The sequence below is a fragment of the Vibrio variabilis genome (assembly GCF_003263785.1).
In the GTDB taxonomy this organism is placed as follows: domain Bacteria; phylum Pseudomonadota; class Gammaproteobacteria; order Enterobacterales; family Vibrionaceae; genus Vibrio; species Vibrio variabilis.
Genome location: NZ_JYJK01000053.1, coordinates 1 through 25,158, shown reverse-complemented (window position 1 = coordinate 25,158; position 25,158 = coordinate 1). Strand labels below are relative to the sequence as shown.

Below are 25,158 nucleotides of genomic sequence, written 5' to 3'. Positions count from 1 at the left end.
CGTATTGCAAGCTTAAGCTGATATTCTATACCGATGAAAAAGACGCATATCACAGAGCAAAAGTTCGCCGATTTAGATTTGCACCCGCAAATCATTGAAGGATTGGAAAAAAAAGGGTTCGAATATTGTACCCCTATCCAAGCCTTGGCGCTGCCGGTACTGCTCGCCGGCCAAGATATTGCAGGACAGGCCCAAACCGGGACGGGGAAAACGCTTGCGTTTCTCACTGCTACCTTTAACCATCTGTTAAATACGCCTGAGCATGAAGGCCGCAAAGCGACACAACCGCGCGCGATCATCATGGCTCCAACGCGCGAACTTGCTATCCAGATCCACAATGATGCCAAGCCGCTCATTGAAAGCACGGGTCTGAAAACAGCACTTGCGTACGGTGGTGATAGCTACGACAAGCAGCTTGCTAAGCTGGAACAGGGCGTAGATATCCTTATCGGTACCTGTGGACGTATTATCGACTTCTACAAGCAGCGTGTCTTTAACCTCAACAACATTCAAGCAGTGGTTCTTGATGAAGCCGATCGTATGTTCGACCTTGGCTTTATTAAAGACATTCGCTTTTTGTTCCGCCGTATGCCTGAGCCTAAAGACCGTCTCAACATGCTGTTCTCAGCTACCTTGTCTTACCGTGTACAAGAACTAGCGTTTGAACACATGCATAACCCTGAGCACGTCGTGGTTGAGCCTGAGCAAAAGACTGGACACCGCATTCAAGAAGAGCTGTTCTACCCATCAAACAATGAAAAGATGGCTCTACTACAAACGCTAGTAGAAGAAGAATGGCCTGATCGCGCTATTATCTTTGCCAACACCAAACACAAGTGTGAAAAAGTGTGGGGACACCTAGCTGCTGACGGACACCGCGTAGGTCTTTTGACTGGTGATGTACCACAGAAGAAGCGTGAGAAGATCCTTGAGCAGTTCACAAAAGGTGATGTGGATATTCTGGTTGCGACGGATGTTGCAGCGCGTGGTCTACATATCCCTCAAGTAACGCACGTATTCAACTACGACCTACCTGACGACTGTGAAGATTACGTTCACCGTATTGGCCGTACAGGCCGTGCTGGTGCAAGTGGTCACTCAATCAGCTTTGCTTGTGAAGAGTACGCGATCAACCTGCCAGCGATTGAAGAGTATATCGAGCACTCCATTCCAGTGTCTGACTATGACTCAAGCGCGCTATTGACCGAGCTGCCTGCGCCACTCGTAATGAAGAGCCGCAACTCAGGTCCTCGTCGCACGAATACAGGTGGCTCACGACCATCAAACAGAAAGCCTCAAAGAAGGCCAAGATCACCAAGGTCTTAATAGACCGAGATCTGACATAAGCAGTAATCTGAACAGGAAGTAAGCAGTTTTTATGAGTCTCGCAGTGAATTCTTCACCTTTGTATGCGGCTATCGATCTTGGCTCCAACAGTTTCCATATGTTGGTTGTACGTCATATCGATGGCAGCATTCAGACCATGGCCAAGATTAAGCGCAAAGTGCGTTTGGCCGCAGGCTTGATGATGAGATGGCTCTCAGTCAAGAAGCGATGCAGCGTGGTTGGGATTGCCTTAGTCTTTTCGCGGAAAGACTTCAGGACATCCCACAAGAAAACATCCGTATTGTTGGTACCGCCACACTACGTACTGCAACTAACGTTGATGTATTCCTAACCAAGGCCAATCAAATCTTGGGTTACCCAATCCAAGTGATAAGCGGTGAAGAAGAAGCAGCGACCATCTACAAAGGTGTGGCTCATACATCTGGTGGTACAGGCCGTCGCCTTGTGGTCGATATTGGCGGAGCCAGTACCGAGCTTATTATTGGCGAAGGGTTCGAGCCAAAAGCATTGACCAGTCTGAAAATGGGCTGTGTCACTTGGCTAGAGCGTTTCTTTAAAGACCGCCAGCTAAACAAAGCCAACTTCGAACGCGCTATCGAAGGCGCCAAACAGACGCTCGCCCCAATTCTAGAGCAGTATCAGGGATTGGGCTGGGACGTGTGTGTAGGTGCCAGTGGTACAGTTCAAGCTCTGCAAGAGATCATGCTGGCTCAAGGTATGGATGAGGTCATCACTCATGCCAAACTCAAGCGCCTGCAAAAACAAGCGATGCAAGCCGATCATCTTGAAGAGCTCGACATTGATGGCCTTACGCTAGAACGCGCTTTGGTGTTCCCAAGCGGTCTATCTATCCTGATTGCCATTTTTGAACTACTCAATATCGATTCCATGACGCTTGCGGGCGGTGCGCTGCGCGAGGGAATGGTGTATGACATGGTTAAAGAGCTGCAACAAGATGACATTCGTGCGCGCACTATCAATAGCGTGCAAACCCGTTGTCAGCTCGATGTGGAATACGGCGATCAAGTTGCGGCTACTGCCACCAGCTTATTGGTGAGCTGTGGTAATGAAAGCTGGATTGAAGAGCCACATGCCATTGCACTGCTCGAAGCTGCTTCAAAACTGCACGAAATTGGCCTCACCCTGGACTTTAAAAAGGCCGGTGAGCATAGTGCGTACTTACTTCAAAACTTAGATTTGCCGGGGTTCACTCGTGCACAAAAACATCTACTTGCTGAAGTGGTTCGCCGATACAAAGACCAACTGACACCACTGCCATCGCAACATGCTCTATCGACACAAAGTGCCGAGCGCGTACTGCGACTACTGCGCTTATCGGTGATCATTACTCACCGCCGTCAGCGTGATCTGCAGCCTCAATTTGCGGTGCAATGTGAAGGCAACAGCCTAACGCTCTCTATTGATAAGCAGTGGTTAGAAGCCCATCCACTGTCAGCGGCAGAGCTGGAAATCGATCTAACCGACAGTCAGATGCCGGTTGGCCACTAACAATTCAGGCGGTCTAAGCCTGATCCCAGCGGCTCAAGCTGATTACTGTGAAAAAAATCCCGAACCAAACCGTTCGGGATTTTTTATATTTAGCTTCTAGAGACTCATTAAGCTTTTACGCCGGTCACCTTTAACTCTGGGTTCACTGCGGTAAGCTTCTTAACCAAGAAGTTGAGCAGCACGCCGTACATTGGTACAAACAGACCAAGACTGATCACCAGCTTAAAGCCGCAGTCGACCAAGGCGATCTCCGTCCAGTGCTCTGCCATAAACGGATCTGGGCTTTGGTAGAATGCGATAGCAAAAAAGGCTAGCGTATCCAGCGCGTTACCAAACAGTGTTGAACATGTCGGAGCCACCCACCACTGCTTCATTTGGCGCAGACGGTTGAAAACATGCACATCTAGTATTTGTCCCAGCAGGTAAGCCATAAAGCTTGCCGCAGCGATACGAGCAACAAACAGGTTAAATTCACCCAAGTGCCCAAAGCCTTGGAACTGCCCTTCAAAGAACAATACCGATAACCCATACGACACCGCCAACGCAGGCAACATGACCAAGAAGATGATCTTACGGGCTAAACCAGCACCAAAGATACGTACGGTCAGATCGGTCGCAAGGAAAATGAATGGGAAAGTAAATGCGCCCCACGTGGTGTGGAAACCGAAAATAGTAAACGGTAGCTGCACCAAGTAGTTACTGGATGCGATGATCACCAAGTGAAATAGAACGAGAAATGTCAGGGCTTTGCGCTGCTGCGCAGGAGAAAACGGATTCATATTGTACCTTTTTCGTTTTGCTTGGGGTTGAGGGAACCCAAGTTGAGGCAAAGCCTCGAGTGACTAATAAAATGGTTTATTGTGCCTGCTTGTTTAATTCATTGTTTGATTAACTAAGCTCAGCGGCGGGCGATTATACATTAATCAATTTAACGCGCAATAGAGGATAATAGAGCAAACGTTTTCTAGCTAACGACGGAATGCATTATGTCAAAAACCGCGACGAAATAGCCCTGCTAAGAAATCAAACTCTTCTTTGCTTGCAGAAATATCTAAAGCCTCTAGCCACATCGATTCACTGTAGTGCTCACCTTTTAACATCATGCGGCAGCCTTCAAAGTCCACCAGCCAAGAATGAATGTCTGCATCCCACTGCTTTTCAACCACGGTTGCGCCGAGCTGGTCGAGCATCAACATCGCTAGTGAATCAAAGCTATCAAAATCAAAAGAAGGCGTAACAATAAGTAGTTTGCCTTCCTGTTCAATATATTCACGAAGACCAAAATCAGCCATGACCCGTTAAGTGCTCCTGTATTAAGTCGAGAAAAGGATCCGCATACTTTTCAAGCTTGCGCTCACCCACCCCATTCACGGCAAGCATTTCACCATACGAGGTCGGTAAAATTTCCGCCATATCAATCAAGGTAGCGTCACTGAACACCACATACGGTGGCAAGCCATCTTCATCGGCAATCGACTTACGCAGTTTACGTAGTTTGGCAAACAGCTTCTTGTCGTAGTGTTTCGACGCCAGCTTATCGGATTTCGCGCTGCGCGCAGCGGTATCGAGTCTTGGTACAGCAAGCTCCAGCGTGGTTTCACCGCGCAGAAGAGGACGCGCTTCTTCTGTCAGTTGCAACGTCGAGTTACGAGTGATGTTTTGGCTCAATAACCCTTTATGCACCAACTGTCTAAAGATACTCACCCAGTAATCGTGACTATGGTCTCGACCAATACCGTAAGTGGTGAGCTTGTCATGGCCATGCTCGCGAATACGGATATTCGACATACCACGCAGCACCTCTACCACGTAGCTGATACCAAAGCTCTGATTGACGCGATAGACACAAGAGAGTGCTTTTTGCGCCTCTTGGGTAGCATCAAAGTGCTTAGGAGGATCCAAGCAGATATCGCAGTTACCACAAGGCTGCTCGCGGTACTCACCAAAGTAATTAAGCAGTACCTGACGACGGCAGGTTTGCGCCTCCGCAAACGCACTCATGGCGTTAAGCTTATGACTCTCGACCTGCTTTTGTGGTCCTTCTGGCTTTTCATCCACCATGCGGCGCAGCCAGCCCATATCAGCGGGATCGTAAAGCATCATGCTTCTGCGGGTAACCCATCACGTCCTGCACGGCCGGTCTCTTGGTAATAAGATTCGATGTTGCGCGGGATATCAAAGTGAGCAACGAAACGTACGTTCGGTTTGTTGATACCCATTCCAAAGGCCACCGTCGCCACCACAACCTGAATGTCGTCACGCTGAAACGCATCTTGAACATAGGCGCGCTCATCGGTGTCCATACCGGCATGATAGCCAGCCGCTCGGATGTGGTTGCCACACAGCTTTTCGGTGAGCATTTCCACTTTCTTACGGCTACCACAATAGATGATTCCGCTACCGCCCTTGTTCTCACCAAGAAAGCGCACAATCTGTGAGACAGGCTTATGCTTCTCAATCAAGGTGTAGCGAATATTTGGCCTATCAAAACTGCCTAAGTATTCGTGCGGGTTTTGTAGATTGAGTCTGTGAATGATGTCTTTGCGAGTGGCATCGTCGGCGGTTGCTGTCAGCGCCACAACGGCACGTAGGGAAATTGCTCTTTTAGTCGACCGAGTGCGGCATACTCAGGGCGAAAGTCGTGCCCCACTGAGAAATACAGTGCGCTTCATCCACGGCAATCATCGACAGCTCAATATGCTCTAATCTTTCGATGAAGTCGTGCATCAACACACGCTCTGGCGACACATACACCAGCTTGATCTGTCCGCTGTTCATGCGGCGATAGATATCAATCAACGCCTCTCTCGACTGAGTCGAGTTAATGCACTCAGCGGCAACGCCATCAGCCTTAAGCTGGTCTACTTGATCTTTCATCAGGGAAATCAGTGGCGAGATCACCAAGGTCACACCGGGTCTCACTAAGGCGGGGATCTGATAGCACAGAGATTTACCACCACCGGTTGGCATGATCACGAGACCATCGTTGCCCGCAATGGCACTGTCGATAACTTCTTGCTGTCCTGGACGAAACTCTTGATAGCCGAAAACGGACTCTAAGACCGACTGCGAACTGGGTAGTGATTCAGATTGTTCTGCAGCGAGTACGGCTGTCATGCAATATCCTGATGAAAGTCTTTGATGGGTCGAAAACGCTACATTGTAGAGGGGTTGTCACTTGAAGGAAACTCAATTTGCTCTGCGGGGTGAAGAAAAAGTAGCTTCAGATCGAGCATTAAATAGTCCAAAACACCACAACACGTTATACTCAAACGCTTTCCTCCCCCTTTTAGGTCACAGACCTGCTCTTGAGAAAATTTGCATGTCATTAGAAGAACAACAAAGAGCCAAACAAGGCGTACTGCTCGCCATCGGTGCCTACACAATGTGGGGTATCGCCCCTATCTACTTTAAGGCACTAAGTAGCGTTTCTCCCTTAGAAATTCTCAGCCACCGAGTGATCTGGTCATTTGTGTTGCTGACTGCCTTGCTTCATTTTGGTCGACGCTGGCGAAGCGTTCGCGATGTACTGCGCTCAAAAAAGAAGATGGGCTACCTTGTCACTACCGCGCTATTGGTTGGTGTTAACTGGCTTATCTTTATCTGGGCGGTTAACGCCAATCACATGCTCGATGCTAGCCTGGGTTACTACATCAACCCACTCATCAACGTGATACTCGGCATGCTGTTCTTAGGTGAACGACTTAGAAAACTGCAGTGGTTTGCGGTCGCACTCGCCACTATCGGCGTTTCTAATTCAGCTAATTGCATTTGGTTCGGTACCCGTTGTTGCCCTCGCACTGGCAATGAGCTTTGGCCTCTACGGTTTGTTGCGCAAAAAAGTCAGTTTAGATGCGCAAACTGGGCTGTTCATTGAAACCCTAGTGATGCTGCCAGCAGCCGCCATTTATGTGTTGTTTATCGCAGATACGGCGACGTCAAATATGATGGATAACAGCACAGCGCTGAACCTACTGCTTATCTCTGCAGGTATCGTTACCACGCTACCACTATTGTGCTTTACCGGTGCGGCGACACGTTTGAAGCTGTCGACGCTTAGGCTTTTTCCAATACATTGGGCCGAGCTTGATGTTCTTGCTGGCCGTGCTGGTGTATGGCGAAGCCTTTACCTTAGATAAAGCGCTCACCTTTGCTTTCATCTGGGGTGCATTGGTGGTGTTTAGCTTCGATGGACTGAAAACCAATCGCAGCAATAAGAAGACAATGGCTAAAACTCAGTAATACAGACACAGAAAACAATGAACGAAATCACTATTCTAGTCACTCTCGCCACGGTGCACTTTGTTGCGCTTATGAGCCCAGGACCCGACTTTGCGCTCGTGGTACAAAATGCGACTCGATTTGGACGCCAGACTGGCTTTTATATTGCCCTGGGGCTGTCATTTGGCATCTTGCTGCACTCGATTTTCAGTCTAACGGGCGTGAGCTATGTCGTACATCAGCACCCAACACTGTTTGCCGTGGTGCAAATCGCTGGCGGCAGCTATTTGCTTTACCTGGGTATCGGCGCTTTACGCTCCGTATGGGGGAGATGGGCACAGCGCCACCAGCCAAGTGACCTTGCTAATGACCCAAGTTTACTGCTTTCAAGTCGACGACAGGCGTTCTCTCGCGGCTTTACCACCAATATTCTCAACCCGAAAGCCTTGGTGTTCTTTATTAGCTTGATGTCTAGTTTGGTGCCATCAACCATGTCGATTCCGGGTAAAGTGGCGGCACTGGTGATTCTATGGTCACTTTCCTTGGCTTGGTTTTCGTTTTTAGCCTGGGCACTGTCGACTAAGCGCATGCAGCGTAAGCTTGGATCAGCGGCTATCTACATCGATGGGCTGTGTGGTGTACTGTTTTCAGGGATTGGTGTGACCATCTTCACACAGGTGATTTCCGGCCTTTAGGGTATTTTGCGCCATTCGACATGCAGCGTGTGCGAGATCTCTCACAAAGGCTTAGGTGTTTATCGCTTCGTGCTACAAGCATTCAACCCTAAAACATCATAAGTTATTGTTTTATATAAAAACAAGGTAATTTCTCTTTGCTGAGACAATGGATTATTACTGTTTAACTGGATTGCTCCGAGGCCAGTTTCGTTTAATATTAACCATGTCGGAAGGATGCTGACACGGAACAGGAAACGCTCAGGGATTTGGGCATCTTCAGGAAGAAGATACGGTTATTCAGGATGAATGATCGGCATGGATAGCAAATTGGACATTGAATGGACGCAATAGTAACTAGGATGGTTACTACTAAGGAAAGACAATGGACACCTCTGGATGAGGCAAGGACTTAGCATCAGGATGATGTCAGGGACACCGCTCAGGGAACAAGTGAAGTGCGCTAACGAGGATTGTTAGCAGATCAGGATAAGATCATTAGGACACCGCTAGGAAGGCGACGAAAGGACTAAGCTGACGGATTACAGCACACTATCATGGATTAGATGCATGGAGCACTTTTAGTAGCCGGATTGCTGCGAGTAAGACTATAACCCCGATGGGCGCAAGCCTCGGGGTTTTTCTTTGTCTGCGGTTTACCGATTCAGATACCATTCAATCTAGATCAGCAGATACAAAAAAGGAGCTCATCACTCAGCTCCTTTTCCTTTAAACCGCCCTACTAAGTGGTTTACAGCTTTTCAAGTTTGGCGTACTGCGTCACCAACCACTTAATACCTTCACCATTAAAGGCAACTTGTACACGGCTCTGAGGACCACTGCCTTCAAAGTTGATGATCGTCCTTCGCCAAATTTCGGGTGCATCACACGCTCGCCCAGATTAAAGCCTGTTTCGTTGAAGTTGTTTTTCACTTCCGTTTGGCTAAAGCGACCCGCAGTAGTTGGTCGGCTAACCTGCGCCTTCATGCGGACTTCTTGCAAACACGTTTCTGGCAGCTCACGAATAAAGCGCGATGGCTTGTGATACTTATCTTGACCATACAGGCGACGCATCTCGCATAGGTGATGAACAGCTTTTCCATCGCACGCGTCATACCCACATAACAGAGGCGGCGCTCTTCCTCTAACCTGCCCGCTTCTTCCGCCGACATCTGGCTAGGGAACATGCCCTCTTCAACCCCACCATAAATACCATTGGGAACTCGAGACCTTTGGCACTATGCAGTGTCATTAGCTGGACCGCATCATCAAACTCATCGGCTTGACCTTCACCAGCTTCTAACGCCGCGTGAGTTAAGAACGCCGTCAGCAGCGTCATATCTTCCGCTTCTTCGGGTTTCTCAAACTGACGCGTTGCGGTGACGAGCTCTTCCAAGTTTTCAATACGCGCCTTAGATTTTTCGCCCTTCTCTTGCTCATACATAGCAAATAGCCCAGAGGTCTTAATCACATGGTCAGTTTGCTCATGAAGCGGCGATTCAAACGTGTCGTCTTCGAGTGCGTTGATAAGCTCAATAAAACGCGACAACGCCCCGGCAGCTCGCCCAGCGAGAACCTTCTCATCCAACAGTGCAATACTGGCTTCCCACAGCGTTGCGCCGCGATCGCGCGCAGCGAAACGAATAGTATCTAGGTTTTATCCCCCAATCCACGAGTCGGCGTATTCACAATACGCTCGAACGCTGCATCATCATTGCGATTGGCCATCAAGCGCAAATAACCCAAGGCATCTTTGATTTCTTGGCGCTCGAAGAATCGCATACCACCATAGATTCGGTATGGCAGCTGCGCTTGAATCAAGGCTTCTTCTAAAACACGGGACTGGGCGTTGTTTCGATATAGCATGGCACAGTCTGTCAGACTGCCACCTTTATCTTGCCACTCTTTGATTTTACCCACAGCAAAACGCGCTTCATCCAGCTCGTTATACGCAGAGTAAACAGAAATCTTTTCACCCTCGTTGCCTTCCGTCCATAGCTCCTTACCCATACGTTCCGTATTGTTAGCAATCAGCTCGTTGGCGGCTTCTAGGATAGTTTTGGTTGAACGGTAGTTCTGCTCAAGGCGAATGGTTTTCGCGCCTAGGTACTCATCTAAGAACTTCTGAATATTCTCGACCTTAGCACCACGCCAGCCATAAATAGACTGGTCGTCATCACCAACAATCATCACCTTACAGTCAGCGCCGGTCATCATTCGTAGCCAAGCGTACTGAATGTTGTTGGTGTCTTGGAACTCATCCACCAGAATGTGTTTGAAGCGCGCTTGGTAGTGTTCGCGAACAAACTTGTTGTCGCGCAGCAGCTCATGGGCACGCAGTAGGATTTCTGCAAAGTCCACCAGCCCAGCACGGTCACACGCCTCTTGGTAAGCGGTGTAGATCTGCAAATAGGTCTTGGTCACTGGATCTTGGTAACTATCGATATGCTGAGGTCGTAGCCCCTCATCTTTCTTACCATTGATCCACCAAGCCGCTTGGCGTGCTGGCCACTGTTTATCATCCAGATTCTGCGCCTTGATGAGACGTTTTAATAGCCTTTGCTGATCATCGGTATCGATGATTTGGAAGTCTTCCGGCAGCTTAGCATCGAGATAATGCGCACGCAGGATGCGGTGACAAATGCCATGGAAGGTACCGTTCCACATACCAGAGGCACTGCCCATCATCAGCTCTTCAATACGCCCTCTCATCTCTGCTGCCGCTTTATTGGTAAAGGTCACAGACATAATGGAAAACGGAGAGGCGTTCTCAACCGACATAAGCCAAGCAATACGATGCACAAGCACGCGCGTTTTACCACTGCCGGCACCGGCAAGGACGAGCATGTGCTCTAAAGGGGCTGCAACAGCTTCACGCTGCTTGTCATTGAGACCGTCGAGAAGAAGAGAAGGATCCATGATGAGTCTTAGCTACTGGTTATTTATACATGTCCGTTGATTATAACTCAAACAGTCTCACCATTTCAGAAAAAGTTCTGATTTTTTAAAAGACAATTAACCTATCAATATCATACAGATAAGATGGCACTTAACATTTTAGTAAATAATTTTTGATCTTTTTGAAAGATTTCTCTTTGGCTTCCTATCCTATTGGTTAAGCAAGTCGCAAACAGTGACCTGTGAAAATAAACATCAAGGATCAAGTCTCGAGGAAAGTATTATGAAAACTACTAATCTAGCTATCACTGCAGCAGTTACCGGTCTAATCGCTCTTGGCGGTGCAACACTTGGCGCTGCACCAGCACATGCCGCTGACAAAGAAAAATGCTACGGCGTGTCGAAAGCTGGTCAAAATGACTGTGCAACCAAAACCAGCTCATGTGCAGGTACTGCGAAAGAAGATAACCAGAAAGATGCGTTTGTGGTCGTCCCTAAAGGCCTATGTGACAAACTGGTTGGCGGTAGCACTGAGTCAGCATAATTACCTCGCGTGTAAGGTGTCGTAATACGGCCTGTATAGCTTGATTGTCATTTTGTCTTCACTTTGTTTGTCCATACACTTTCAAGTTACAGCATTATCGGAGGGGCGTGATTATACGCCCCTTCCGTTTTCTACAGTTTACCCACAGAAACCAACAGATCAGGGAGATCATCATGGATCGAAGTCATGCCTTTCAGCTTGTCGGTGTAGGATTACGTACACCCCACCTCGACTATTTTGAGCACAACGCTCACAACGTGGGCTGGCTAGAAATCCACAGCGAAAACTATTTTCAACCCCATAGCGCTCAATATCGCCAACTCACGTCAATTCGAGAGCAAGTTGAAATTAGCTGTCACGGTATTGGTCTATCACTCGGTTCAGCATCAAAGGTAAATACCCATCATCTAAAACAGCTCAAGCGATTGATTGACGACATCCAGCCCTTTGCCGTATCAGACCATTTAAGCTGGAGCGAGCATGGCGGCCACTATTTCAATGACCTACTGCCACTGCCCTATACCGAAGAGGCATTAGATCTGTTTTGTCGCAACGTACTCCAAGTTCAAGACTCAATTCAGCGACCACTATTAATTGAAAACCCATCCAGCTATTTACGTTTCCGACACTCAACCATTCCAGAATGGGAGTTTCTCGCTGAAGTGCAGCGTCGCACGGATTGTCGCTTGCTGCTCGATTTAAACAACGTCCATGTTTCCTGCTTCAACCATGGCTACGACGCCAACCGCTACTTAAGTTCGATAGACCCAGACACAGTTGATGAGATCCACTTGGCCGGATTCACACGCAAGCAACTTGAGCAAGGCGAGATTTGGATTGATACCCACAGCGCGAGAGTCTCCAATGAGGTTTGGGAGTTGTACCGACAATGGAACAACCATCGTCCAGCCGTGCACACGCTCATTGAGTGGGATCTCGATATTCCCGCTCCCGAGGTGCTACTTGAAGAGGCAGAAAAGGCCATCGACATTCTCGTAGCGTGTCACGACACGACTCTGAGGAGCGCTTGATTATGATTAGCCTTCAAGAGTTACAGTCGACCTTTAGCCAATCTTTACGCAGCCGAAATAGCAATATCGAATCGTACATCGTTGCGGATCACTTTAGTGCTGATGATCGCATTCAGATTTACCGCAACAACTTCGTGTTCAGTTTGAGTGAAGTGCTCGAAGCTTGCTACCCGATCACCTTGCAGCTTGTTGGTGAGGAGTGTTTTCAGTCGATGGCAAAACACCATGTTATCCATCATCCACCAACAACAGGGAACGTCGCCGATTATGGCAAAGGGTTTGCCGAGTCTGTGTCGGAGCTTAATAACATCACCAATGCCGTGCCCTATTTAGTCGATGTCATGAAACTTGAATGGGCTATCGACTCACTCAATCAACGCCCTCTAAATAAGGCAGAAGCACCCATTGAACCCATCGTTAACATGCAGCTTGTACCAGAAGCACAACATGGCAACTTGGTGTTTCATGTGAAACCAAATCACACCGTGCTGCAATCTCAATTTGCTATCGCCAACTTAGTCAACGCGATACACAGTAATAACCTCGAAGGTTTTGAAATCAATCAGCCGGAAAACGTGTTGATTATTAAACAAGGGCTAGCGACAAGCACGCTTCACGTTCTCGAGGACAACGTTCTTGAACTGCTCAACGCCCTCAATTCACAACAACCTCTTAAGTTCATTGATCCTGCTCTTCTAACAGCACTACCAAGTTTATTCGCTTTGGATGTTGTAGCTGGATTTACTCTCCATGACGACACCTCACAAGGAGCATGATATGAAAACGACCTTATCTCACTGGCTTGTTAGTTATGACAAGCTGATTGATACGCTACAAAGCGGCTTTGTGCCCCTACTGCTGCTATTCTGTCGCCTCTGGGTAGCGTGGGTATTCTTTAAATCGGGAATGACCAAGATTAGCTCTTGGGACAGCACTTTGTATCTGTTTGAGCTTGAATACCAAGTGCCTATTTTGCCGTGGGAGCTAGCCGCCTATATGGGAACGGCCGTAGAATTAATTTTGCCAGTCTTTATTGCGCTTGGTTTATTAACTCGCCCTATGGCTGCGATCTTGTTTGTATTCAATATTATTGCCGTCGTTTCTTACCCACTGCTTTGGGAGAAAGGATTCTATGACCACCAGCTTTGGGGATTGATGATACTCATTGTGGTTGTATGGGGCCCTGGTCCACTCTCTGCAGACAAAGTGATTCGTTCACAAATCACCTAAGTGAAGGGGTCGCTAATAAAGCACAATCGTTTGAGCTCACTGAAAGTAAAAAGCCCCGCATGGATATGCGGGGCTTTTTAAAACTAACGATTATTTGCCAGCAAGAAACGCTTTCAACTCTTCTGCTGAAATCCCTTGCTCGGCCAATTCTTTGGCTAATGTTTCTACTTGCTCACCCTTACGAGACTCAATCACTTGTTGAAACTGATAGACGATGTCGCGAAGAACATGAATTGGAACTTGCTTTGCAGCGCTGCGAATACGCTCTTCACTTTGGTTGCCTAATTCATTAAGCAATTTACCAAACATGATCTTTTCTGGAGACTCTTCCATTTGCTCGAGAACACGAGCCATTTCGTATGTAGTCAAAGACATTACTGCGTTTATCCAGTTATAAATAAATACGGGGTGTATAAAGCTAAATATACACCCGTTTCTTAAATTGGAAAACCCAATCGTTTTTTAATTAACCGATTTTTACTGTTTGATGCCAACCTTTGCCAACTTTGCTTTTAAGAATGAATAATGCAGGCAGTACCAACCACATTTGCAAAGCAATCATGTACGGCGCTTCTAGTCCAGCACGCTGCATCAAACCCACTAACAGACCCGCTCCACTCATTTGGAATAGCCCTAATAGAGCAGCGGCAGTCCCCGCTTTATCGCCAAAGGGTGCCAACGCTTTTCCGGCTGCTGCACCAAGGATCAGAGCAAAGCCTATCGAAGACATTATAACAGGTACCATGAATGAAGCCGGTGTTTGAAGCTCGGCTCCCCATACCATGAGTGCCCCTGCAACCAACAAAGTCACGATGCCAAACTGCAGTGTTTTGTGGGTACCAAGCTTATCCATCATTCTTGGTGCGAGCAGACAAGCTGCGATGTTAAATACTGCATTAAGGCCAAACCAAAACGTAAAGGCATTCATCGACAGACCCATGTTTTCCATCAGTACCACTGGTGCAGACGTGACATAGGCAAGTATTACCCCCATAGCCAATAGACATAGAGTGGCATGAAACAAGAACGTCGGCGTACTCAGGACATGGGTATATCGAGATAGCGCGAAATACTTCTGATTGGTTTGCTGCGGATTGGTCTCTCTCATGTTTAGAATAACCATAACACCCACGAACAGCGCAAAACTCGCCATGAAGCTAAAGTTCGCACGCCATCCAAACTGCTGAGTTAGATAGCTGCCTAAAATCGGCGCCAATGCAGGGATAAAACAAATAGCCCCATTTAGGTAGCTAATCATCTTGCCACTACGCTCTGGGCCAAACATATCGCGAACGGTTGCAAAGGCTGCCACAGATGTCGCGCACGCACCTAAGCCTTGTAGCAGCCTTGCGACTAGCATCCATTCAATGGATTGAGCTGCCCACGCCAAGCAAGCACTCAAGCCGTAGATCACTATGCCGCCAAGGGCAACCGTTCGACGTCCGAGTTTATCGGCAAGTGGCCCCGCGAACAGCTGTCCCACACCCATAGCAAACAAAAACCATGTAATCGTATCTTGAGCACGCGTATGAGCGACGTCAAACGTAGAAGAAATCTGCGTCAACGCGGGCAAATAAATATCGATGGCCAAAGGGCTAAAAAACACCAACATCACCAATGCGGCGAGTTGGACTTTAGAAGGTGTGGTTTGCAACGGGGTGCCTCTTACCAATAGTAAAACGAGTTAATGAAGACGCAATTCTATATCCGTTAAGATATGAGCAGAAATGGTTTATACTCATTAGCATTATTCCTATGAGGAATTTCACACGATGAATTTAGAAAAACTAAGTCGAATCGATCTCAACTTACTCTTGTGCCTATCGGTACTACTTGAAGAGTGCAATGTGACCCGCGCTGCGAGTCGGTTATGCCTAACGCAATCTGCGGTGAGTAAATCACTCTCTAAACTGCGCGAACTGTTTGACGACCCACTCTTCACTCGCCACGCCCACGGATTATCGCCGACAGCTCGAGCACTGCAGCTAAAGCCTAAGCTAGATGTGCTGATGGCGCATATGCAGGCCATCACCGCGCCTCCAGAATTTTCGCCTACATCAAGTGAATACCGCTTTCACATAGCAGCCGTAGAGAGCGTTTATCCCCTCATTATGCCGCACTTTCTCCCTGCTATATTTAGCCAGGGGCCTAACTTGAGTATAAGCACTCACGCATGGAATGAATCTACTTTCGAGCAAATGCAAAAAGGCGAACTGGATTTAGGGATCACTGGAAAAGACATCGATATTCGTGATGCTCAAAGAACGCTACTGCCGCCAGAAGACATTCAAGAATTAGAAGTCTATCGGGATAATCAAATGTGTTTGGTAAGAGCCGATCATCCTGTACTCACTAAACCTTGGGATCTTGAAACCTACTTATCAATGCGTCATGTGCAAGTGCGCTGTGATGGCAGTGACCGTTGGCTCCTTGATTACAAACTGGCGGATATGGGTAAAGAACGCGATATTGCCATCACTGTACCTGATTTCAACAATGCCGCAGCTCTGTGCAGTTACACCGACTTTGTGTTTACTGCTCCGCGGCATTTTGTTCATCTTGTTGCCGAGCAGATGGGGTTGCGAGTGCTTCCATTGCCACTCGAGTTCCCACCGATGGCTTACACTTTATTCTGGCACAAGGACAGAGACCGCGATCCAGCACTCAACTGGCTTATCGACATCATTCGACAAAAAACGCTTCACTTACGTTAGGCGGCACGCAGAGCCTGCTAACTGACTCGCAGAATCGATTGTATATCATCCACAAAAGCGCTAGCTTATAGACCAAAATAATAGCAAGGTGATCGAATTCGCCATGACAAAGGAACTACAGATGCAGGAACAAATTTCAGGCCGAGTTGAACAGATTCAATCTTGGCTTTCTGACAACGATCTCGATGCGTTTATTGTTGCTCATGAAGATGAGTACTTAGGCGAATACGTACCCGCTCATAATGAGCGTCTTCATTGGCTAACCCAATTTACCGGCTCTGCAGGTGCTGCTGTTGTCACGCGAGAGAAAGCCGCTATTTTTGTCGACGGTCGCTACACAGTTCAAGTTCGTAAACAAGTTTCAGCAGATAGCTTTGAATACTGTCACCTTATCGAACAACCGCCTCTGGACTGGTCGATTGAAACACTTGAACTCGGTGCACGAATCGGTATTGACCCTCGTATGCATAGAGGTAGCTGGTACCAGAATGCACTAGAGAAATTAGCGGGTCGCTACGAACTGGTTGCTGTTAACGATAACCCAATTGACCTCTTCTGGAGCGATCGCCCGGCAGCTCAATTAAGTAACGTTCGTTTGATGCCGCTAGACAAGGTCGGCCAATCAAGCATAGACAAACGTTCCCAGCTAGCACAAAACCTCACAAGCAATAATGCGGATGCCGCTATCATTACTGAGCTAGATTCGATTTGCTGGCTTTTAAATGTCCGCGGTCTCGATGTGTCTCGTCTTCCTGTATTGCTGGCGCACGCGATCCTTTACTCAGACGGCTCAACTAAGTTCTTTATTGACCCATCCCGCATCGATGACATGAACGCATTTACCGATCATGTAGGTGCAGGTGTTAAAGTCTGCCTTCCTTCGTCTTTGGAAACTGAACTTGAATCGTTAAAAGGGAAAAAGGTCACCCTAGACCCTGCGACAAGTAATGCTTGGTTCCAGCTACAATTAGAGCAAAATGGTGCCAAACTTCTCGACCTTGCTGACCCGTGTTTAATGCCAAAAGCGGCGAAGAACAGTGTTGAAGTTGAAGGCATGCGTAGCAGCCATGTTCGCGACGGCGCTGCAATGGTTAACTTTTTAAGCTGGCTTGATAGCGAAGTCGCTAAAGGCAACCTTTCTGATGAAGCAGTAGTAAGTGATAAGCTTGAAGCCTTCCGCCGTGTTGACCCTACTCTGGTTGACCTAAGTTTCGATACTATTTCAGCCTCCGCAGGCAACGCGGCCATGTGCCACTACAATCATGAGAATCAAGAGGTTCCTGGTTCCTTGGTTCAAGATACCTTGTACTTGGTTGATTCAGGTGGCCAGTATCTCGATGGTACTACTGATATCACGCGTACCATTGCGATAGGTACTCCAACGGAGGAGATGAAACGCCAGTTTACCTTGGTACTGAAAGGTCACATTAGTCTGGCTACGGCACTATTCCCGAAAGGTACATGTGGTCACCAACTGGATGTTCTAGCTCGTCAGCATTTGTGGGCAAATGGCTTCGATTATGACCATGGCACTGGTCATGGTGTCGGCCACTTCCTAAGTGTTCACGAAGGGCCGCAGCGCATCGCAAAGGCCGTGAACAATACACCACTCGTTCCTGGTATGGTGCTCTCAAACGAACCTGGTTACTACCGCGCAGATGAGTTTGGTATCCGTATCGAGAACCTAGAATTGGTCGTTGAGAAAGCAACCGCTGGCGACAGTTCGATGCTTGGCTTCGAGTCACTTACTCGATGCCCTATCGATAAGCGCAACATCGTAGCAGATATGCTAACGGAAACAGAAATTGCTTGGTTGAACGACTATCACCAAAAAGTGTGGAGTGACGTTTCTCCACTCGTTACAGGTGATGCACTAGCTTGGCTGGAAACAGCTTGCCAACCGCTCTAACTTGTTAGTCTCCTAGAAATAGAAAGGCGCTGGAACTCCAGCGCATTTTTTTGGTTTCACGTGAAACATGGTTAGAAATCTAGCCTGAATAGGACTGATGCCAGTCTTTCCAAACAGGCTCCATACCTGCTCGTTTCACCGACTCAGCAACCAAAGCAGCGCTGCGCTCATCACTGATCGCGAACTGTTCAAGCTCTTCTTGGTCATCCGCGTAGCCACCTGGCTGAGTTTTTGATGCCGCACTAATACTCGTGATACCTAGTGGGTAAACATGATCGCGGAATGTCGCGGATTCACGAGTCGAAAGTGAGAGTTCGACTTCATTGTTAAACAAGCGGTAGGCGCAGATAAGCTGCACTAACTGCTTATCTGTCATCACCGATTTCGGTTGTAATGCGCCCTCGCAAGGTCGAAGTCGTGGAAAAGAAATCGAGTAGCGTGTCTTCCAATATCGGCTCTCTAAATACTGAAGATGCGCGGCGACAAAGAAACAATCGGTTCGCCACTCCTCCAAACCGATCAGAGAACCAATGCCAATTTTATCGATGCCTGCTTGTGCTAGCCTATCCGGGGTTTCAAGTCGGTAGTCGAAATCCATTTTATTGCCGCGAAGATGATGCTGTGCGTATGTCGAGCGATGATACGTTTCCTGATAAACCATCACTGCATCGAGTCCGTGCTGTTTCAGGGACGCATACTCTTGGGTTTCCAATGGCTGAACTTCCATCGCCAAGTAGCTAAAGTGCTTTTTGATTTCTGGCAACACCTGTTGGAAGTACTTCATACCCACTTTGTTCTCGTGCTCACCTGTGACCAAGAGAATATTGTCGAAACCCATCTGTTTAATCACGTCGCACTCGCGCCCTATTTCTTCGCTACTGAGCGTCTTACGTTTAATACGATTTTCCATTGAAAAACCGCAATAGGTACAAGCATTGGCACATAAGTTGGAAAGGTACAAAGGTATGTACATGGACATGGTATGCCCAAATCGCTTGCGAGTTAATGCAAACGAACGCTGAGCCATTTGCTCTAAGTAGGGTTCTGCGGCTGGACTAATTAGTGCCTTAAAGTCTTCTAAGTCGAGTCGCGTTTTAGACAAAGCTCGCTCTACATCTCGCGCCGATTTCGCATAAATGGAAAGACGAATATCATCCCAGTTATACTTAGCATGCTCCTGAACAAAGCTCATGATGTTCTCCTACTCTGAATCGAGAAATGCTGTTAGCGGGCTCGAGGCTACGGCATGATTTACGGTACCCGCCAAGCCACTTTCATATGCCAGCCTACCGGACTCTACTGCCAGCTTAAACGCTTTTGCCATAGCAACCGGATTAGCGGCAGCAGCGATAGCTGTATTGACCAAGACAGCATCCGCGCCCATTTCCATCGCAAGCGCTGCATGTGATGGTGCACCGATACCAGCATCAACCACAACCGGAACGTTAGCTTGTTCGATTATGATTTCTAAAAAGTCTTTGCTGACGATGCCTTTATTACTACCTATTGGAGCACCAAGTGGCATCACAGCTGCACACCCTACTTCCTCAAGGTGCTTACATAGCGTTGGATCACTATGACAATATGGCAGTACAACGAATCCATCCTTAACTAGCTGTTCAGCCGCTTTAAGCGTCTCAATCGGGTCTGGTAATAAGTACTTCGGATCTGGGTGAATCTCTAACTTCAGCCAATTAGTGCCCAATGCTTCTCTAGCTAGATGTGCAGCGAAGATGGCGTCTTTGGCATTCTTAGCGCCTGAAGTGTTAGGCAACAGACTAATCTTGTTCTCAATCAATGGTCGTAAGATGTTGTCATCTTGACCTTGTAGATCTACGCGCTTGAGCGCCATTGTCGCAAGCTGTGAACCACTCTCAGCAATAGCCTGAACCATAAGAGACTGATCCGAGAACTTTCCGGTTCCAGTAAACAGACGCGATTCAAATGTTTTATCGGCAATTGTTAACATGATTAGCCCCTGCAATGGCTTGGAAAATGTTAATGGACATGTCGTTTTTGACGACAAACGTCGACCACTCAGTTCGTGGCACGATTTGGTCATCGACCGCAATGGCACACCCATGGGTATCGATATCGAGACCTTTAATAAGATCCTCGAGTAAGCTGTCTCTTTTCGTATTCTGTAATGTGTTATTAACTGTTACTTGAATCATTTTTTGTTCTCGCGTACAAAATCAGTGACTACACCATGGTGTATTTATTCAGTCGAGCAAACCGTGCACGTTTGCTCACGAGCAATCTGTAGTGTTTGCCATTGACCATTTAGTCCATCGAATAGCTTCAATGTCGGTGGTTTTTGCTCGGTCACCTGTGGGTGGACACCTGCAACCAACTTAATCGTTTCTAAAGCTTGGTAAAGCCCCATCATGCCAACCAGCGGCCCCATGACAGATGACTCAGAACATCGGCTGCTTCCCTGGATTTCATCAAAAGGATACAAGCACCGATAGCAAGGAATCTCGAGGGACGATGAGAATGGAAAAACACTAAGTTGGCCATTCCAACCGATTGCGGCAGCGCTAACCAGGTCAGTGTCGCTCTGTTTACAATAGGCATTAATAGCATGCCTAGTCGCTAGGTTATCTGAACAATCAACCACAACATCAGCTAACGTGATCTCTAGTAATAACTGACTGCCATCAAGCTTTTTGTTAATACTTCGTACTCTGACATCTGGGTTCTGTTGCTGGAGGCTGGTCTTCAAACATTCGACTTTGGCGATTCCAATATCTTTTGCGTGATAAGTTACCTGTCGAGGTAAGTTCGACACTTCTACTACATCATCGTCAGCAATGACTACACAGCCCACACCAGCACCAGCCAAGTACATGCTCGCTGCAGTACCGAGCCCGCCACAACCTACAACAAGCACATTGGCTTTGAGCAGTTTGCTCTGTCCTTCTTCACCCATGTTCGGAAGACTAATTTGGCGCAGATACTGCTTAAATTGGCCATCACTAACCATCAACACGACCATCCATGATTGAGTTAAATTTTTGAATAACTGCGGGTACATCGTCAGCTAATGTGATTGCTCGCACCACTGCCAAACTTGTTACGCCACAACTCCAAACTGCTGGTGCAGTCTTCAAATCGATGCCACCAATAGCGACTGTTGGATATCCCAATTCCTGACCGTAAGGTATTGAATCGATCAGTCGCTGATAGAGTTCTAGCCGTATCAGACCTTGAGGTTTTGAAGGCATGTCTTTTGTGGTAGTTGGGAATATGTGGCCTAGAGCAATATAGCTAGGGTGAATTTGAACGATGCGTAGCAACTCATAATACCCGTGAGTCGATAGACCAAGCGCAATTCCTTGCTCTGCTAGTTGCTTGAGGTTTGCAACTTCAATGTCTTCTTGCCCTAAGTGAACACCATAAGCACCATGCTTTATCGCTAGCTGCCAATAGTCGTTGATGAACACTTGGGCATCATGTCTGCGACCAAGTTCAATCGCTTTTTCAATCTGCTGTTCCAGATCCGGGAGGTCAGGTTGTTTGATTCTAAGCTGCACCGTCTTGATGCCCTGTTCGAGTAGTTGAGCTACCCAATCTACATTATCGACAACAGGATAGAGCCCAAGCTTCGATTTACTTACGGTAGGAAATGGTAGAGCCGATGCCTCGACTGCCCAGCCAACACGTATACCTAAATTCGTATTTTCTATGACAGGAACGGGGAACTGGTCCAAGTGACTTGGCCATGTTTCACGTGAAACACATCCCGCTCTAGCCACCATAACTGCATCTTCGAGAGGAAAGTCGAGGGCAATACTCACCACGAGCCAAGCTAAATGCTCAGTATGATCAGTAATCAAAGAAGCTGCCGCAGAAGCCTTTATAAAATTGTCTCTGCAAGACCAGACATCGAGCCATCGAGATCTACTTGCTACTGCTACATAGACGTCACCTTGTGTGGCCGTTGCAAGTGAGGATGAAAGCTTACTTTCATCCATATCATGCAAGTACCTTACACGAATATCACTCTCTAACGCGCTATCTCCCATCCGGAAAGTAGAACCTAAAACGTCACTTGAAATATAACGAGTGTTTCCTTCGTGCTGGATAACGACCGCCTCACCTTCTTCAGAAGATGAGATTGCGATGTTTTCGGTTGAGAAGCCGACTTGTTTTGCTAGGCCGAGAACGCAATGAATATGACGATTCAAAGCGTCTGCACCAATGGGCAACATGAGTTTCAACGGAAGCTCCTTGGATTATGGTAGTTATTCTTCAGTAACAGCTGGATGATACAATTCAGCACCCGTTGCTCTGAACTCTTCAGACTTTTGACGCATCCCTTCTAAAGGGTCATCAAGCATTGTGATAGCGATGCTGTCGCCTTGTTGTATGTCTTTAGCGTACTCTCGTACCTCTTGTGAGATCTTCATCGAACAGAATTTTGGACCGCACATTGAGCAGAAATGAGCAACCTTGCCAGACTCTTGCGGGAGTGTTTCATCGTGGAACTGTCGCGCAGTGTCAGGGTCAAGTGAGAGGTTAAACTGGTCTTCCCAGCGGAATTCAAAGCGAGCCTTTGAAAGCGCATTGTCACGAATTTGAGCCCCTGGATGTCCCTTCGCCAAGTCCGCTGCATGAGCAGCAAGTTTGTAGGTGATAAGCCCAGTCTTAACGTCTTCTTTATTTGGTAGGCCAAGGTGTTCTTTAGGCGTCACGTAACATAGCATCGCACAGCCGTACCAGCCGATCATTGCAGCACCGATACCAGAGGTAATGTGGTCATAGCCCGGTGCAACATCAGTGGTCAGTGGACCAAGCGTGTAGAACGGTGCCTCATGGCAATGCTCAAGCTGCTCTTCCATGTTCTCTTTTATCATGTGCATCGGTACGTGACCTGGACCTTCAATGATGACTTGAACATCGTATTCCCAGGCAATTTTGGTTAACTTGCCTAGAGTTCTAAGCTCAGCAAACTGAGCTTCATCATTGGCATCGGCAATAGAGCCTGGACGCAATCCATCTCCTAGCGACAAAGCCACGTCATAACGTGCACAGATTTCACAGATCTCTCTAAAATTGGTATATAGGAAGCTTTCTTCATGGTGTGCCAAACACCACTTAGCAATGATAGAACCACCACGGCTAACGATACCCGTGACGCGCTTGGCGGTAAGTGGGATATGATGAAGCAGTAAGCCAGCATGAATAGTAAAGTAGTCTACACCTTGCTCTGCTTGCTCGATTAATGTATCTCGCATCACCTCCCAAGTCAGGTTTTCAGCAATACCATTAACCTTTTCTAGTGCTTGGTACATAGGTACTGTACCGATTGGCACCGGGCTATTACGCAGGATCCACTCACGTGTTTCGTGGATGTTTCGTCCAGTCGACAGATCCATAACTGTATCGGCTCCCCATCGAGTACCCCACACAAGCTTCTCCACTTCTTCTTCTATCGAAGAGGTGACTGATGAATTGCCTATGTTGGCATTGACCTTAACTAGGAAGTTACGGCCAATAATCATCGGCTCTGATTCGGGGTGGTTGATGTTTGAAGGGATGATCGCCCTGCCCTCAGCGACTTCTTTACGTACGAATTCAGGTGTGATTTCTTTAGGTAAGTTCGCACCAAAGTGCTGACCAGGATGCTGTTGAGTGAGCATTTCGTCTTTGAGCTTTTGTCGGCCCATGTTTTCTCGAATCGCGATGTATTCCATCTCAGGCGTAATAATGCCCTGGCGTGCGTAATGAAGCTGGGTGACGCAAGCGCCTTCAATACCACGTCTTATTCTAGGAAGTTGCCCGTATCTAAGCTCGTCAAGCGTATCATCTTCTAGTCGTTGTTTAGCAAATTCGGAACTAACGCCTGACAAGACTTCGGTATCGGCGCGTTCATCAATCCAAGTTTCTCTCAACTTAGGTAAACCTGAATACAAATCGATAGCGTGTTCTGGATCGGTATAGACACCAGAGGTGTCATACACGTTGATGGGCTCGTTAGGCTCGTAGATTGGGTTGTCTTGGTTGCCACCGATTAAAGTGTCTGCAAGAGAGATAGTACGCATTGGTACTTGCAGATCGCTTCGGCTACCTTGAATATACGTCTTTTGAGAGTTTGGGTAAGGCGTCACCGATAAAGTATCGATGAAGTTTTTCGCTTCCAGCCTATTTTGCTTGCGTGTCGACATAGCATTTCCTTATATATCATATAGTTATAAAAGATAAATGCTTGACGGATGTGTGAATACAAGAGGTATCAACCACAATAGCGTGCGCTATTTGATAAATAGAATATGATGCTAGTTCTATTCTCTTGTTCCCTTCGCTGGTACTAACCAGATCAGGTTCAACGGATCCCGAATTAACGGTCTCAGCCCTATGGGCACTCCGACAAGTATTGACTCGATTATAAAGGAATTAGTTTTAATACATCAACAGGACATGGAAGTTTTTCGTTTAACTTTTGGTCAGCATCTGAAAACCAATCCAACACGCTGAGATGCTCAAAACAACATTGAGTAATATATTCAGACCCATCTTCAAAAACGCCCCCTGCTGCATCAGGAGCACGTTATCCATAGAAAACGTAGAGAATGTCGTAAGTGCACCTAGAAAGCCAAGGCCGATGATTTGGCGCCATGGATCAGGAGCAAAAATCTCAGCTTCGAATGCAGCTATCAATAGCCCCATAATAAATGAGCCAACTACATTGACGGTTAACGTTCCGTACGGAAAACCACGACCGAAAAGTGCGACACAAAGCTCTGATATCAAATACCGGGAACAAGCCCCGACAGCACCACCCAATGCAATAAAACCTAAAACTGAAAACTGCCCCATCACCGAATCCCAAACTATGAATAGAAAAGGTAATAATATACCAACAACGAATAAATTCGAGTCAACATCACATTTTTAACCACTAAATCCAACGGATAATCCATCGGTTTGTCGAGTAAATTTAAAAAGTTACATGCGTCACTTTATGCAGCTCTGATAAACAATTAGTTAACGAATCAAAGCGAAAAGAAGATTGGAGCCAAAAAACCTTAGCTCACCAATAGAAAAGTTAGGCTGAGAAGAAAAATATTGCAGATAG

Annotated in this window: 19 protein-coding genes, 4 pseudogenes and 1 riboswitch; of the genes and pseudogenes, 10 read left to right on the top strand and 13 right to left on the bottom strand. The window is 47.3% G+C overall.

What is annotated here, in order from left to right; translation table 11 throughout:
• Positions 1 to 33: 33 nt before the first annotated feature.
• Both rhlB and gppA read left to right on the top strand, forming a co-directional pair.
• Positions 34 to 1,326, top strand: coding sequence for an ATP-dependent RNA helicase RhlB (gene rhlB / locus TZ48_RS07810; RefSeq protein ID WP_042478900.1), 1,293 nt, complete (start codon positions 34 to 36; stop codon positions 1,324 to 1,326).
• 52 nt (positions 1,327 to 1,378) lie between these two features.
• Positions 1,379 to 2,873: pseudogene (gppA, locus tag TZ48_RS07805) on the top strand (guanosine-5'-triphosphate,3'-diphosphate diphosphatase).
• Positions 2,874 to 2,963: 90 nt separating this feature from the next.
• Here gppA and TZ48_RS07800 read toward each other — a convergent pair.
• From TZ48_RS07800 to recQ, 3 genes and pseudogenes are all read right to left on the bottom strand, one after another.
• Complete coding sequence (locus TZ48_RS07800) at positions 2,964 to 3,635, bottom strand: 7-cyano-7-deazaguanine/7-aminomethyl-7-deazaguanine transporter (protein WP_112478783.1); 672 nt, start codon at positions 3,633 to 3,635, stop codon at positions 2,964 to 2,966.
• 210 nt (positions 3,636 to 3,845) lie between these two features.
• Complete coding sequence (locus TZ48_RS07795; RefSeq protein WP_112478782.1) at positions 3,846 to 4,148, bottom strand: DUF3630 family protein; 303 nt, start codon at positions 4,146 to 4,148, stop codon at positions 3,846 to 3,848.
• A pseudogene (gene recQ, locus TZ48_RS07790) lies at positions 4,141 to 5,973 on the bottom strand (ATP-dependent DNA helicase RecQ). The gene TZ48_RS07795 and the pseudogene recQ overlap by 8 nt, the downstream one beginning before the upstream one ends.
• A 205-nt stretch (positions 5,974 to 6,178) precedes the next feature.
• Here recQ and rarD point away from each other — a divergent pair.
• A pseudogene (gene rarD, locus TZ48_RS07785) lies at positions 6,179 to 7,098 on the top strand (EamA family transporter RarD).
• A 17-nt stretch (positions 7,099 to 7,115) separates the two neighbouring features.
• Entirely contained in the window at positions 7,116 to 7,772 is a 657-nt protein-coding gene (locus TZ48_RS07780) for a LysE family translocator (RefSeq protein ID WP_112478781.1), read from the top strand.
• Positions 7,773 to 8,502: 730 nt separating this feature from the next.
• Here the strand turns inward: TZ48_RS07780 and uvrD are convergent.
• Positions 8,503 to 10,673 (bottom strand): annotated as a pseudogene (gene uvrD / locus TZ48_RS07775) (DNA helicase II).
• Positions 10,674 to 10,932: 259 nt separating this feature from the next.
• On the opposite strand from uvrD, the gene TZ48_RS07770 reads away from it, so the two are divergent.
• The 4 genes from TZ48_RS07770 to TZ48_RS07755 all read left to right on the top strand — a co-directional run bounded on the left by TZ48_RS07770 (position 10,933) and on the right by TZ48_RS07755 (position 13,454).
• On the top strand, positions 10,933 to 11,193 hold the full coding sequence (locus TZ48_RS07770; protein WP_112463168.1) for a BufA1 family periplasmic bufferin-type metallophore: 261 nt from the start codon (positions 10,933 to 10,935) through the stop codon (positions 11,191 to 11,193).
• Between the two features lie 173 nt (positions 11,194 to 11,366).
• The gene (gene bufB, locus TZ48_RS07765) at positions 11,367 to 12,224 is read left to right on the top strand and encodes an MNIO family bufferin maturase (protein ID WP_112478780.1); all 858 of its coding nucleotides are present in this window, start codon (positions 11,367 to 11,369) and stop codon (positions 12,222 to 12,224) included.
• A gap of 2 nt (positions 12,225 to 12,226) precedes the next feature.
• On the top strand, positions 12,227 to 13,000 hold the full coding sequence (locus TZ48_RS07760; protein WP_112478779.1) for an HvfC/BufC N-terminal domain-containing protein: 774 nt from the start codon (positions 12,227 to 12,229) through the stop codon (positions 12,998 to 13,000).
• Between the two features lies 1 nt (position 13,001).
• Entirely contained in the window at positions 13,002 to 13,454 is a 453-nt protein-coding gene (locus TZ48_RS07755; protein WP_112478778.1) for a DoxX family protein, read from the top strand.
• 90 nt (positions 13,455 to 13,544) lie between these two features.
• Here the strand turns inward: TZ48_RS07755 and tsrA are convergent, their stop codons facing one another.
• The gene (tsrA, locus tag TZ48_RS07750; RefSeq protein ID WP_112478777.1) at positions 13,545 to 13,829 is read right to left on the bottom strand and encodes an H-NS-like global regulator TsrA; all 285 of its coding nucleotides are present in this window, start codon (positions 13,827 to 13,829) and stop codon (positions 13,545 to 13,547) included.
• A gap of 91 nt (positions 13,830 to 13,920) precedes the next feature.
• Positions 13,921 to 15,108 carry a multidrug effflux MFS transporter gene (locus TZ48_RS07745; RefSeq protein WP_112478776.1) on the bottom strand — a complete coding sequence of 396 codons (1,188 nt, stop codon included), beginning with the start codon at positions 15,106 to 15,108 and terminating at the stop codon, positions 13,921 to 13,923.
• A gap of 118 nt (positions 15,109 to 15,226) precedes the next feature.
• Between TZ48_RS07745 and TZ48_RS07740 the strand changes: the two genes are divergently transcribed.
• Both TZ48_RS07740 and TZ48_RS07735 read left to right on the top strand, forming a co-directional pair.
• Positions 15,227 to 16,168: a LysR family transcriptional regulator gene (locus tag TZ48_RS07740; RefSeq protein ID WP_112463163.1), complete on the top strand. Its 942-nt coding sequence runs from the start codon at positions 15,227 to 15,229 to the stop codon at positions 16,166 to 16,168.
• Positions 16,169 to 16,289: 121 nt separating this feature from the next.
• Positions 16,290 to 18,077 carry an aminopeptidase P family protein gene (locus TZ48_RS07735; protein WP_112478775.1) on the top strand — a complete coding sequence of 596 codons (1,788 nt, stop codon included), beginning with the start codon at positions 16,290 to 16,292 and terminating at the stop codon, positions 18,075 to 18,077.
• A 79-nt stretch (positions 18,078 to 18,156) separates the two neighbouring features.
• Here the strand turns inward: TZ48_RS07735 and thiH are convergent, their stop codons facing one another.
• The 7 genes from thiH to crcB all read right to left on the bottom strand — a co-directional run bounded on the left by thiH (position 18,157) and on the right by crcB (position 24,899).
• The gene (gene thiH / locus TZ48_RS07730) at positions 18,157 to 19,269 is read right to left on the bottom strand and encodes a 2-iminoacetate synthase ThiH (protein ID WP_112478774.1); all 1,113 of its coding nucleotides are present in this window, start codon (positions 19,267 to 19,269) and stop codon (positions 18,157 to 18,159) included.
• A 9-nt stretch (positions 19,270 to 19,278) separates the two neighbouring features.
• The gene (locus TZ48_RS07725) at positions 19,279 to 20,046 is read right to left on the bottom strand and encodes a thiazole synthase (RefSeq protein ID WP_112478773.1); all 768 of its coding nucleotides are present in this window, start codon (positions 20,044 to 20,046) and stop codon (positions 19,279 to 19,281) included.
• Positions 20,027 to 20,251: a sulfur carrier protein ThiS gene (thiS, locus tag TZ48_RS07720; RefSeq protein WP_112478772.1), complete on the bottom strand. Its 225-nt coding sequence runs from the start codon at positions 20,249 to 20,251 to the stop codon at positions 20,027 to 20,029. The genes TZ48_RS07725 and thiS overlap by 20 nt, the downstream gene beginning before the upstream one ends.
• Before the next feature lie 44 nt (positions 20,252 to 20,295).
• Entirely contained in the window at positions 20,296 to 21,063 is a 768-nt protein-coding gene (locus TZ48_RS07715; RefSeq protein ID WP_112478771.1) for a HesA/MoeB/ThiF family protein, read from the bottom strand.
• A complete protein-coding gene (locus TZ48_RS07710; protein WP_112478787.1) occupies positions 21,056 to 22,291 on the bottom strand; it encodes a thiamine phosphate synthase in 1,236 nt (411 codons plus the stop codon). Before TZ48_RS07710 ends, TZ48_RS07715 begins: the two co-directional genes overlap by 8 nt.
• Positions 22,292 to 22,324: 33 nt before the next feature.
• Entirely contained in the window at positions 22,325 to 24,247 is a 1,923-nt protein-coding gene (thiC, locus tag TZ48_RS07705) for a phosphomethylpyrimidine synthase ThiC (protein WP_112478770.1), read from the bottom strand.
• A gap of 112 nt (positions 24,248 to 24,359) precedes the next feature.
• Positions 24,360 to 24,459, bottom strand: a riboswitch (TPP riboswitch).
• Between the two features lie 56 nt (positions 24,460 to 24,515).
• Positions 24,516 to 24,899, bottom strand: coding sequence for a fluoride efflux transporter CrcB (gene crcB, locus TZ48_RS07700; RefSeq protein WP_112478769.1), 384 nt, complete (start codon positions 24,897 to 24,899; stop codon positions 24,516 to 24,518).
• Between the last annotated feature and the right edge of the window lie 259 nt (positions 24,900 to 25,158).

Coding starts and splice junctions, on each gene's coding strand:
- TZ48_RS07770 (WP_112463168.1), top strand. CDS start 10,933: ATGAAAACTACTAATCTAGCTATCACTGCAGCAGTTACCGGTCTAATC.
- TZ48_RS07715 (WP_112478771.1), bottom strand. CDS start 21,063: ATGGTTAGTGATGGCCAATTTAAGCAGTATCTGCGCCAAATTAGTCTT.
- TZ48_RS07725 (WP_112478773.1), bottom strand. CDS start 20,046: ATGTTAACAATTGCCGATAAAACATTTGAATCGCGTCTGTTTACTGGA.
- TZ48_RS07735 (WP_112478775.1), top strand. CDS start 16,290: ATGCAGGAACAAATTTCAGGCCGAGTTGAACAGATTCAATCTTGGCTT.
- TZ48_RS07740 (WP_112463163.1), top strand. CDS start 15,227: ATGAATTTAGAAAAACTAAGTCGAATCGATCTCAACTTACTCTTGTGC.
- TZ48_RS07760 (WP_112478779.1), top strand. CDS start 12,227: ATGATTAGCCTTCAAGAGTTACAGTCGACCTTTAGCCAATCTTTACGC.
- bufB (WP_112478780.1), top strand. CDS start 11,367: ATGGATCGAAGTCATGCCTTTCAGCTTGTCGGTGTAGGATTACGTACA.
- thiH (WP_112478774.1), bottom strand. CDS start 19,269: ATGAGCTTTGTTCAGGAGCATGCTAAGTATAACTGGGATGATATTCGT.
- TZ48_RS07710 (WP_112478787.1), bottom strand. CDS start 22,291: ATGTTGCCCATTGGTGCAGACGCTTTGAATCGTCATATTCATTGCGTT.
- TZ48_RS07780 (WP_112478781.1), top strand. CDS start 7,116: ATGAACGAAATCACTATTCTAGTCACTCTCGCCACGGTGCACTTTGTT.
- tsrA (WP_112478777.1), bottom strand. CDS start 13,829: ATGTCTTTGACTACATACGAAATGGCTCGTGTTCTCGAGCAAATGGAA.
- thiS (WP_112478772.1), bottom strand. CDS start 20,251: ATGATTCAAGTAACAGTTAATAACACATTACAGAATACGAAAAGAGAC.
- rhlB (WP_042478900.1), top strand. CDS start 34: ATGAAAAAGACGCATATCACAGAGCAAAAGTTCGCCGATTTAGATTTG.
- thiC (WP_112478770.1), bottom strand. CDS start 24,247: ATGTCGACACGCAAGCAAAATAGGCTGGAAGCGAAAAACTTCATCGAT.
- TZ48_RS07755 (WP_112478778.1), top strand. CDS start 13,002: ATGAAAACGACCTTATCTCACTGGCTTGTTAGTTATGACAAGCTGATT.
- TZ48_RS07795 (WP_112478782.1), bottom strand. CDS start 4,148: ATGGCTGATTTTGGTCTTCGTGAATATATTGAACAGGAAGGCAAACTA.
- crcB (WP_112478769.1), bottom strand. CDS start 24,899: ATGGGGCAGTTTTCAGTTTTAGGTTTTATTGCATTGGGTGGTGCTGTC.
- TZ48_RS07800 (WP_112478783.1), bottom strand. CDS start 3,635: ATGAATCCGTTTTCTCCTGCGCAGCAGCGCAAAGCCCTGACATTTCTC.